Source organism: Streptomyces aurantiacus (assembly GCF_001418335.1).
Taxonomy (GTDB): Bacteria; Actinomycetota; Actinomycetes; order Streptomycetales; family Streptomycetaceae; genus Streptomyces; species Streptomyces aurantiacus.
Genome location: NZ_LIPP01000443.1, coordinates 1 through 8,977, shown reverse-complemented (window position 1 = coordinate 8,977; position 8,977 = coordinate 1). Strand labels below are relative to the sequence as shown.

Annotated in this window: 7 protein-coding genes; 4 read left to right on the top strand and 3 right to left on the bottom strand. The window is 71.5% G+C overall.

Going from position 1 to position 8,977, the window contains the following annotated elements:
- On the bottom strand, window positions 1–150 hold a 150-nt coding region (locus AOK01_RS38270), incomplete at its 3' end, for a response regulator (RefSeq protein WP_157871657.1).
- Complete coding sequence (locus AOK01_RS38265; RefSeq protein ID WP_055519982.1) at window positions 143–1,321, bottom strand: GAF domain-containing sensor histidine kinase; 1,179 nt, start codon at window positions 1,319–1,321, stop codon at window positions 143–145. The genes AOK01_RS38270 and AOK01_RS38265, both read right to left, overlap by 8 nt.
- Before the next feature lie 231 nt (window positions 1,322–1,552).
- Between AOK01_RS38265 and AOK01_RS38260 the strand changes: the two genes are divergently transcribed.
- From AOK01_RS38260 to AOK01_RS38250, 3 genes are all read left to right on the top strand, one after another.
- Window positions 1,553–2,248: an SDR family NAD(P)-dependent oxidoreductase gene (locus AOK01_RS38260; RefSeq protein WP_055519981.1), complete on the top strand. Its 696-nt coding sequence runs from the start codon at window positions 1,553–1,555 to the stop codon at window positions 2,246–2,248.
- Complete coding sequence (locus tag AOK01_RS38255; protein WP_055519980.1) at window positions 2,245–3,369, top strand: S-adenosylmethionine:tRNA ribosyltransferase-isomerase; 1,125 nt, start codon at window positions 2,245–2,247, stop codon at window positions 3,367–3,369. The genes AOK01_RS38260 and AOK01_RS38255 overlap by 4 nt, the downstream gene beginning before the upstream one ends.
- Window positions 3,370–3,667: 298 nt before the next feature.
- On the top strand, window positions 3,668–4,378 hold the full coding sequence (locus AOK01_RS38250; RefSeq protein WP_055519978.1) for a transglycosylase SLT domain-containing protein: 711 nt from the start codon (window positions 3,668–3,670) through the stop codon (window positions 4,376–4,378).
- A gap of 126 nt (window positions 4,379–4,504) precedes the next feature.
- Here AOK01_RS38250 and AOK01_RS38245 read toward each other — a convergent pair whose 3' ends face one another.
- Window positions 4,505–7,027, bottom strand: a complete 2,523-nt coding sequence (locus tag AOK01_RS38245; protein WP_055519975.1) for an ABC transporter ATP-binding protein/permease — start codon at window positions 7,025–7,027, stop codon at window positions 4,505–4,507.
- A 242-nt stretch (window positions 7,028–7,269) separates the two neighbouring features.
- On the opposite strand from AOK01_RS38245, the gene AOK01_RS38240 reads away from it, so the two are divergent.
- The coding region (locus AOK01_RS38240; RefSeq protein WP_245702593.1) for a streptophobe family protein at window positions 7,270–8,977 on the top strand (1,708 nt) is incomplete at its 3' end.

Genomic DNA, 8,977 nt, shown 5'->3' with positions numbered 1-8,977 from the left:
CTTCAGCTCCTCGGCGCGGGCGACTCCTTCGGCGCCGTCGGACGCCTCTCCCACGACCTCGATGTCGTCCTGTACCTCCAGGAAGGTCCGCAGTCCCCGGCGGACCACCTGGTGGTCGTCGACGAGCAGCACCTTGATTGCGTCAGCCACCGGGGACCTCCATCTCGATCGTGGTGCCCTTCCCGGGCGCCGACTCCACCGCGAGCCTGCCGCCGACGCCGTTCGTCCGGTCGCGCATGGACACCAGGCCGAGGTGGCGGCCCGCGCGGCGGGTCGCCCTGGGCTCGAAGCCGCCGCCGTCGTCACTGACGCGCAGGACGGCACCCGGGCCGCGCCGTTCCAGCGTGACGTCGACACGGGCCGCGCCCGAGTGCCGCAGCGCGTTGTGCAGCGCCTCCTGGGCGACCCGCAGCATGGCTTCCTCCTGAGCGGCGGGCAGCGCGCGGACGCCGCGGCCCTCGAAGGTCACGCGCGCGGAGTGGGCCCGGTCGAGGACCTGTATCTGGGTGCGCAACGTGGCCACCAGGCCGTCCTCGTCGAGAACGCTGGGACGCAGTTCGACGACGGCGGCGCGCAGTTCGTCGGCGGCCTCGGCGGCGAGGGCGGCCACCTGCTGGAGCTCACCTTTGGCGCGGTCCGGGTCGCGGTCCACCAGGGTCGCGGCGGCCTGGGCGGTGAGGCGCAGGGAGAACAGCTTCTGGCTGACGGCGTCGTGCAGTTCGTGAGCGAGGCGGGAGCGCTCCTCGGCGATGGTGAGTTCGCGGCTGCGCTCGTACAGGCGGGCGTTCGTGAGGGCGATCGCGGCGTGCTGGGCGAGGATCCCCAGGAGTTCCTCGTCGTCCTCGGTGAAGCCGCAGCCGCCCTCCGCCTTCGGACTCGGAGGGTGTGCGGGGTCGTCCCCCACCGGACGCAGCTTGTTGGCCAGGAAGAGGGCGCCGATGACCTCGTCGCCGTCGCGGATGGGCAGGCCCAGGAAGTCGGACATGTCGGGGTGGGCGGCGGGCCAGCCCTCGAAGCGCGGGTCCTCGCGCACGTCGGCGAGGCGCTCCGGGTGGGCCTGGTGCAGCATCGCGGCGAGGATGCCGTGCTGGCGCGGGAGCGGGCCGATGGCCTTCCACTGGGCATCGCTGACGCCGTCGACGACGAACTGCGCGAAGCCTCCGTGGTCGTCGGGGACCCCCAGAGCCGCGTACTGCGCGTCGAGCAGCTCGCGGGCCGAGGCGACGATCGTCTTGAGGACGTCGCGCACCTCCAGGTGCCTGCTCATGGCCAGCAGCGCGGTGCTCACCGCGAGCAGGCCCGACCGGGGTCCATGACTCATGACCTCACGGTACCGGCGGGGTGTGACAGCGCGTATCGGACCTGTGGCGGCCCCGGCCCGGTCCCCTGGACCTAGGTCCTGTGGCGGGATTCCGGGCGTCGGGCGGCTCTTGGACCTAGGACGAAGGGCCCCGGCGCTCTGCGGCCCGCGCACGAGGCGGTGCCGGCCTCCGGGTTCCTACGTTGAGGGCAGCCGCCGGGAGCGGCGGCCACGGAGCGAAGGGGACGGATCATGCCGGTAGCGATCATCACGGGGGCTTCGAAGGGGCTGGGGCGTGCGCTCGCCGAGGCGCTGGCGGCGCGCGGCTGGGATCTGGTGCTCGACGCCAGAACGGCCGGGCCGCTCCAGGAGACGGCCGCGGCCGTCGGTACGTACGGGGCACGGGTGCGGGCGCTGCCCGGGGACGTCACGGACGGTGTGCACCGTGCCGCCCTGGTGGCGGCGGCCCGGGAGCTCGGAGGTGTCGATCTTTTGGTGAACAACGCGAGCGCGCTGGGCGCCGAACCGCTCGTACGTCTCGACGCGCTGGCCCTGGACGGGTTGCGGCGCGCGCTGGAGGTCAATGTGGTGGCGGCGCTCGGGCTGGTCCAGGAGGCGCTGCCGCTGTTGCGGGAGTCTCCGGCGGGCGCGGTGATCGACGTCAGCTCGGACGCGGCAGCGGAGGCGTACGAGACCTGGGGCGGCTACGGGGCCTCGAAGGCGGCGCTCGACCATCTCTCGGCGGTGCTCGGGGAGGAGGAGCCGGGGCTGCGGGTCTGGGCGGTCGACCCTGGTGACATGGGTACGGACCTGTACGCGGCGGCGGTACCGGACGACGACGATCCGCGGCCCGACCCTGCGAGTGTCGTACCGGCCTTCCTGCGGCTGCTCGACAAGCGTCCGGACAGCGGCCGGTATGCCGCGCCGGCCCTGCTGGAGCGGCGATGACGACCGCCATGGGAGTGCCGCCGGCCGGCCGCGGCCCGGCGAGGAGGGCGGTCCCGGAGGAGCTGTCCGCCCGTGCACCGGCCGAACAGCGGGGGCCCGGCCTCGACCGCGACGCCGTGCGGCTGCTCGTCTCACGCGGGACACAGGTGTCGCATCACGCGTTCGTGGAGCTGCCGGGACGTCTGCGGGCCGGGGACCTGCTCGTGGTGAACACGTCCGTGACGCTGGCGGCCGCGGTGGACGGGAGCGTCGGGCACGCACGCGTGGTGGTGCATTTCTCCACCCGGGGCGACGACGGACGCTGGGCGGTGGAGCTGCGGGACCCCGACGGACGGGGCACCACGCGCGCGCGTGCGGGCGGACCCAGGGGGACGGAGGTGCGGCTCCCGGGGGACGTACGGCTCGTACTGGAGGCACCGCTCGCGGGGCGGAGTGCGCGGCTGTGGTGGGGGCGGGTCTCGGAGCCCGACGTCCTGGGGTTCCTGCGGCGGCACGGGAGGCCCATTCGCTACTCCTATACGGACAGGGACCAGCCGCTGTCCGCGTACCAGACCGTGTTCGCGCTGCCGTCCGCCGACGGGGCGGGGAGCGCGGAGATGCCGAGTGCGGCGCGGCCCTTCACCGCGCGGATGGTGGCGGAGCTGGTGAGCCGGGGCGTGCAGTTCGCGCCCGTCACCCTGCACACCGGGGTCGCTTCGGCCGAGGCGCACGAGCCGCCGTACCCGGAGCGCTTCCTGGTGCCGGAGGCCTCGGCGCGGCTGGTGAACGCGGCGAAGGCCGGTGACGGCAGGGTCATCGGGGTCGGCACCACGGCCGTACGCGCGGTGGAGTCGGCGGCCGGTTCCGACGGGGTGGTGCGCGCCGCGGAGGGCTGGACGGGTCTGGTGGTGACTCCGGAGCGCGGGGTGCGGGTCGTGGACGGGCTGCTCACCGGGCTGCACGAGCCGGAGGCCTCGCATCTGCTGATGCTGGAGGCGATCGCCGGGCGGGCGGCCGTCGACCGCGGGTACGAGGAGGCGCTGCGCGGGCGCTATCTGTGGCACGAGTTCGGCGACGTACACCTCATCCTGCCGCCGGACGAGAACCCTCACGCAGAGCGTTGCTCCAGCAACTATTGGTGAGACGGGAGCGTGGCCGGTGTGAGCCCGCACATAGGGCGCACATCACGTACGAACGGACATAGGAGATAAAGGGACTCCCCTTGAGCGGGACAGACGTCAGGTCTGTCCCGTTTTGTCACTTGGGGCCCACTATCCAGGGTCGTACGTCACACCTTTGCCAGCGAAAATTCGGGCCGCTAACAATGGCCGACGTCGCCCGACATCGCAGGTTGCTACCCGCGGTGTTTGGTCCGGAAACATCATTCGTCCCCACCGGACCGCAGAGCGACCTCCGCGCTATTCGAAGAGGTCCCACAGCATGCTCAAGCAGCACACCACTCCCGGTACCGCTCCCCGTCCCGCTCTGACCAAGGCTCGAAAACTCACGCTCGCGGGTGTCGCCACCCTCGGCGCCACCGCCGTGGCGCTCTCGCTCGCTCCGTCCGGCACGGACGGCGGCTCCGAGTCGGTCTCCGCCGCTCCGGCCGCGCTCTCCTCGCAGCACCTCCAGGTCAAGACCGTCGGTCTCAGCGGTCAGCTGGCCGACGCCCAGGCCGCGGCCGCGAAGAAGACCGCCGAAGCCGCCACCGCGAAGAAGGCCGCCGAGGCCACCGCGGCGAAGAAGGCGGAGGACGCCCGCAAGGCGAAGGAGGCCGCGAGCCGGTCCGCCAAGCGTGCCGCGATCAAGCCTGCCGCCGCGAAGACCTACACGAACAACCTCGACGGCTGGATCCGCCAGTCGCTGGACATCATGAAGAAGCACAACATCCCGGGCACCTACGAGGGCCTGCACCGCAACATCATGCGGGAGTCCTCGGGCAACCCGAACGCGATCAACGGCTGGGACATCAACGCCATCAACGGCGTCCCGTCGATCGGTCTGCTGCAGGTCATCAAGCCGACCTTCGACACGTACCACGTCGCCGGCACGGCCAAGAGCCAGTACAACCCGGTCGCCAACATCACCGCCGCCGCCAACTACGCGGCGGACCGGTACGGCTCGATAGACAACGTCGACAGCGCGTACTAAAGGTCTGCGCGGACCTCTGAGTCATACGCCGAAAGGGCGGCACCCCACCGGGGTGCCGCCCTTCACGTGTCCTCGGACCACTCGGCCGCTAACCACTCGAACCACTCGGCCGCGCGGGCTCTGGTGCTAGTTGCGCATGACCTCCGGCTCGTGGCGGCGCAGGAAGCGGGCGACCAGGACGCCGCAGATCACGGCGAGCGTGATCAGCGCGGCCATGTCGAGGGTCCAGGCGGCGACCGTGTTCTCCCACAGCGGGTCCGTGTTCGACGGATCGTCCTGGTCCGGGAAGATCTTGTTGAAGTCGAGCGTCGCGCCCGCGGCGGCGACGGCCCAGCGCGACGGGAACAGATACGAGACCTGGTTGACCCCGATGGCGCCGTTCAGGATGAGCAGGCACCCGGTGAAGGGCAGCTGGGCGACCGCGAACATCACCAGCAGCGGCATCGTCTTCTCGGCCGTCTTCACCAGCGCGGAGATGACGAGCCCGAACATCATGGCGGCGAAGCCGAGCGCCATGATCGGCAGCGCGAGTTCGACCAGCACCGAGCTGCCGAGGACCAGCCCCTCCTTCGGGAGCTCACGCGTGCCGAACCCGATCGCGCCCATCATCGCGCCCTGCAGCATCGTGATCACACCGAGCACGATCACCTTGGACATCAGATACGCGGACCGGGACAGGCCGGTGGCGCGCTCCCGCTCGTAGATCACCCGTTCCTTGATCAGCTCGCGGACGGAGTTGGCGGCGCCGGAGAAGCAGGCGCCGACCGCGAGGATCAGCAGGACGGTGGTGGTGGTGCCGTTGGGCTGGATCACGCCGTTGGCCCGCGGTGGGTTGGCCGTCAGCGCCTGGCCCGGCTCGATGAGCAGGCTCACCGCGCCGAGCACCGCCGGCAGGAGCACGCTCAGTGCCAGGAAGCCCTTGTCCGACACGATCACCGCCACGTACCGGCGGACCAACGTGGTCAGCTGGGAGATCCAGCTCTGCGGCTTCTGCGGCCGCATCGACTGGGCGGTCGGCATGCCTACGGACTGCGGAGCCACCGCGTCGATGTCCGCGGCGTACATCTGGTAGTGCTGCGAGCCCTTCCAGCGTCCCGCCCAGTCGTAGTCGCGGTAGTTCTCGAAGGCGGAGAAGACATCGGCCCATGTGTCGTAGCCGAAGAAGTTCAGCGCCTCCTCGGGCGGGCCGAAGTAGGCCACCGAGCCGCCGGGCGCCATGACCAGAAGCTTGTCGCAGATGGCCAGCTCGGCCACGGAGTGCGTGACGACGAGGACCGTGCGGCCGTCGTCGGCGAGGCCGCGCAGCAGCTGCATGACGTCGCGGTCCATGCCCGGGTCGAGGCCGGAGGTCGGCTCGTCCAGGAAGATCAGCGACGGCTTGGTGAGCAGCTCCAGAGCCACCGAGACGCGCTTGCGCTGGCCACCGGAGAGAGAGGTGATCTTCTTCTCTTTGTGGATGTCGAGCTTGAGCTCGCGCAGCACCTCGTCGATGCGGGTCGAGCGCTCGGCCTGCGTGGTGTCCGCGGGGAAGCGCAGCTTGGCCGCGTACTTGAGGGCCTTCTTGACGGTCAGTTCCTTGTGCAGGATGTCGTCCTGCGGGACCAGACCGATGCGCTGGCGCAGCTCTGCGAACTGCTTGTACAGGTTTCGGTTGTCGTAGAGGACGTCGCCCTCGTTGGCGGGGCGGTAGCCGGTGAGCGCCTTCAGGAGCGTCGACTTGCCGGAGCCGGAGGGGCCGATGACCGCGATGAGCGACTTCTCCGGTACGCCGAAGGAGACGTCCTTGAGGATCTGCTTGCCGCCGTCGACCGTCACCGTCAGGTGGCGGGCCGAGAAGGAGACCTCGCCGGTGTCGACGAACTCTTCGAGGCGGTCGCCCACCAGGCGGAACGTCGAGTGGCCGACGCCGACGATGTCGTTCGCGCCGAGCAGCGCAGAGCCGCCCTTGGCTATCGGCAGACCGTTGACGTACGTGCCGTTGTGCGAGCCGAGGTCGCGGATCTCGTAGCGCCCGTCGGGCGTCGCGTGGAACTCGGCGTGGTGCCGCGAGACCTGCAGGTCGGAGACGACCAGCTCGTTCTCCAGCGCACGGCCGATGCGCATCACGCGGCCGAGGGACATCTGGTGGAACGTGGTCGGGCTGCGGTCGCCGTAGACCGGTGGCGCCCCCGCGCCACCACCGGGGCCCTGCTGCTGCGGGATGTGCCCGCCCTGCGGTGCCTGCTGCTGGGACGGCGGCTGCGGCGCCTGCTGCTGTTGCGGCGGCGCCTGCTGGGCCCAGCCGGCCGCGGGTGCCCCCTGTGCGGCGTAAGGCTGCTGCTGGGGCTGTGCCTGCGGTGCGCCGCCCCCGGCGCTGCCTGCGCCCGCGAGGCTCAGGCGTGGTCCGTCGGTCGCGTTGCCGAAGTGCACGGCCGAGCCGGGGCCGACCTCCATCTGATGAATCCGCTGCCCCTGCACGAATGTGCCGTTGGTGCTGCCGTGGTCCTCGATGACCCAACTGCGGCCGCCCCAGCTGATCGTGGCGTGACGCCAGGACACCCTGGCGTCGTCGAGCACGATGTCCCCCTGCGGATCACGTCCGAGGGTGTATGGCCTGGACGCGTCGAGCGTCCAGGTCCGTCCGTTCAATTCCAGTACGAGTTCCGGCACTCCATGCCCCACTGTGTTGTCCCCCGGTTTATCCCCAGCACAGGGAGTCTAGGGATGTCGAACATCGGGGGGAACTATTTCAGTAGGAGCCCCTTGACCGAAAGTCGGGCCTCGTGAAGACAGCGTACGGGCGGCTTGTCCGTTTCCGTTGACGGGGTTGAAACCGGCCCGGAGAGTGGTAATCCCACGCGAGGGGGACGCCGCGGCAACAGCGTCGCGGTGCGACAGTCGGGGGGCTGACGATGAGCGACCGGTCCGTGGGACACGACAGGCGCATACCGGTGGGTGAGGTGCTGCTGTCCTCGGTCGCCGCCGTGAGCTGGGCGTTGATCGGCATGGCGGGCGTGGGGGCCCTGGGGCTCCATCTGCTCGACGCGGACGCGACGGCGTCGCTCGGGCCGATGACCGCGGCGGTCGTGGCGCTCGGGGCCGGTGGTTCGGTGACTCCCTCGGGCGACATGTCGGCGTTCGGGCTGGAGGGCGCGCAGGCCGATACCGCCCTCCAGATCACGCCGCTCGGGGTGAGCCTGGTGGGCGCGCTGCTGCTGTCCTGGTTCTTCCTGCGCTCCCTGCGCGGGGCGGGCGCGGTGATCTCGCCCGCCGAACTGCTGGCGCGGGCGGGCACGGTGGCCGCCCTCTTCGTAGCGATGCTGGGCGGTCTCGCCTGGGCGGGACACGACATCATCACCATCGACGGCGGTTCGCTCGGGCTCGACAAGCTGCCGGGCGGCGGGCTGCCCGACGACGTGGAGGTGCCCGGACTCGGCGACCTCGGCGGCCTGCTGCCGGACCGGCTCGGGGACCTCGCGGACGCGAACGCCAAGGTGGGCTTCACCGTCGACACCGTGCCGACACTCCTCGGCGGCCTGGGCTGGGTACTCGGCGTCCTGGTGATCGCGCTCCTCGCCTCCCGCAGGACCCCGCTGCCGCGCCGCTGGCAGGCGGTGCACCGTCTGGTGCGGCCCGCGGTGTCCGCGCTGGTCACGGTGTTACTGGTGGCGGTCCTGGCGGGGTTCGCGGCAGCGGCGTACGCGGCGATCGGCGACGACAATCCCCGAAGGATCGCCGGCGCCGCCCTGGTCGGGGCGCCCAACGGGGTGTGGCTCGGCATCCCGCTCGGGCTCTTCGTGCCGTGGGACGGGAAGGCGACGGGCCCGTTCCTGCAGTTTCTGCCCGATCCCCTGGACGACCTGCTCAAGTTCTCCACCGACCAGCCCGTCACGCTGGGCAGGCTGGCCGAGCTGGACGGCCGGGTCTGGCTGCTGGGTGTCGCGGCGGCGCTGTCGATGCTGTTCGCGGGTGTCCTGACCGCGGCGCGCACTCCGTTCGTACGGGGACTCGTACGGGGACGGGGCGTCCTCGGTTTCGCCGGTCGCTGCGCGCTGCGGCTGGCGATCGTGACCGCGCTCGCGCTGCCGTTGCTGGGCTGGCTGACGGAGGTGTCCGTGAACGCCTCGCTGTCCGTGCTCGGCATCGACGCGTTCGACTCGGGGATCGAGCTGCACGGGCAGCTCGGCATGGCCCTGCTGCTCGGTGCGCTGTGGGGCGCGGGTGCGGGGGCGGCGGGCGCGCTCCTCGCGTGCGCCACGGGGGCCGCCGGCAGGCAGGCCGCGCCACTGGCACGGAGTGACCTGGACTTCCCGGAAAACGTCGCCCTGTACGCGGAGGGCGCCGGGGCGGCCGGACCCTACCGTCCCGGAACGCCGTTCCGGCCGGCGAACCCCGAGACGAACCCCTATCTGCGGCTGCCCGACGAGCTGCGCGAGCCCGGACCGGGACGGCGCCCCGGTTCCCGATCCCGCGGCGGCCCCCAGTCTTCCGGCGGCTCCCGGGGCCCTGGTGGGGAGCCCCACGAGCCTCATGAGCCCGGTGCGCCATCACGGCCACGCGAAGGGCAGCCCCGGTCTCCCGGTGAGTGGGCTCCGGGTAGGCAGCCGCCGGGCGCCCGGC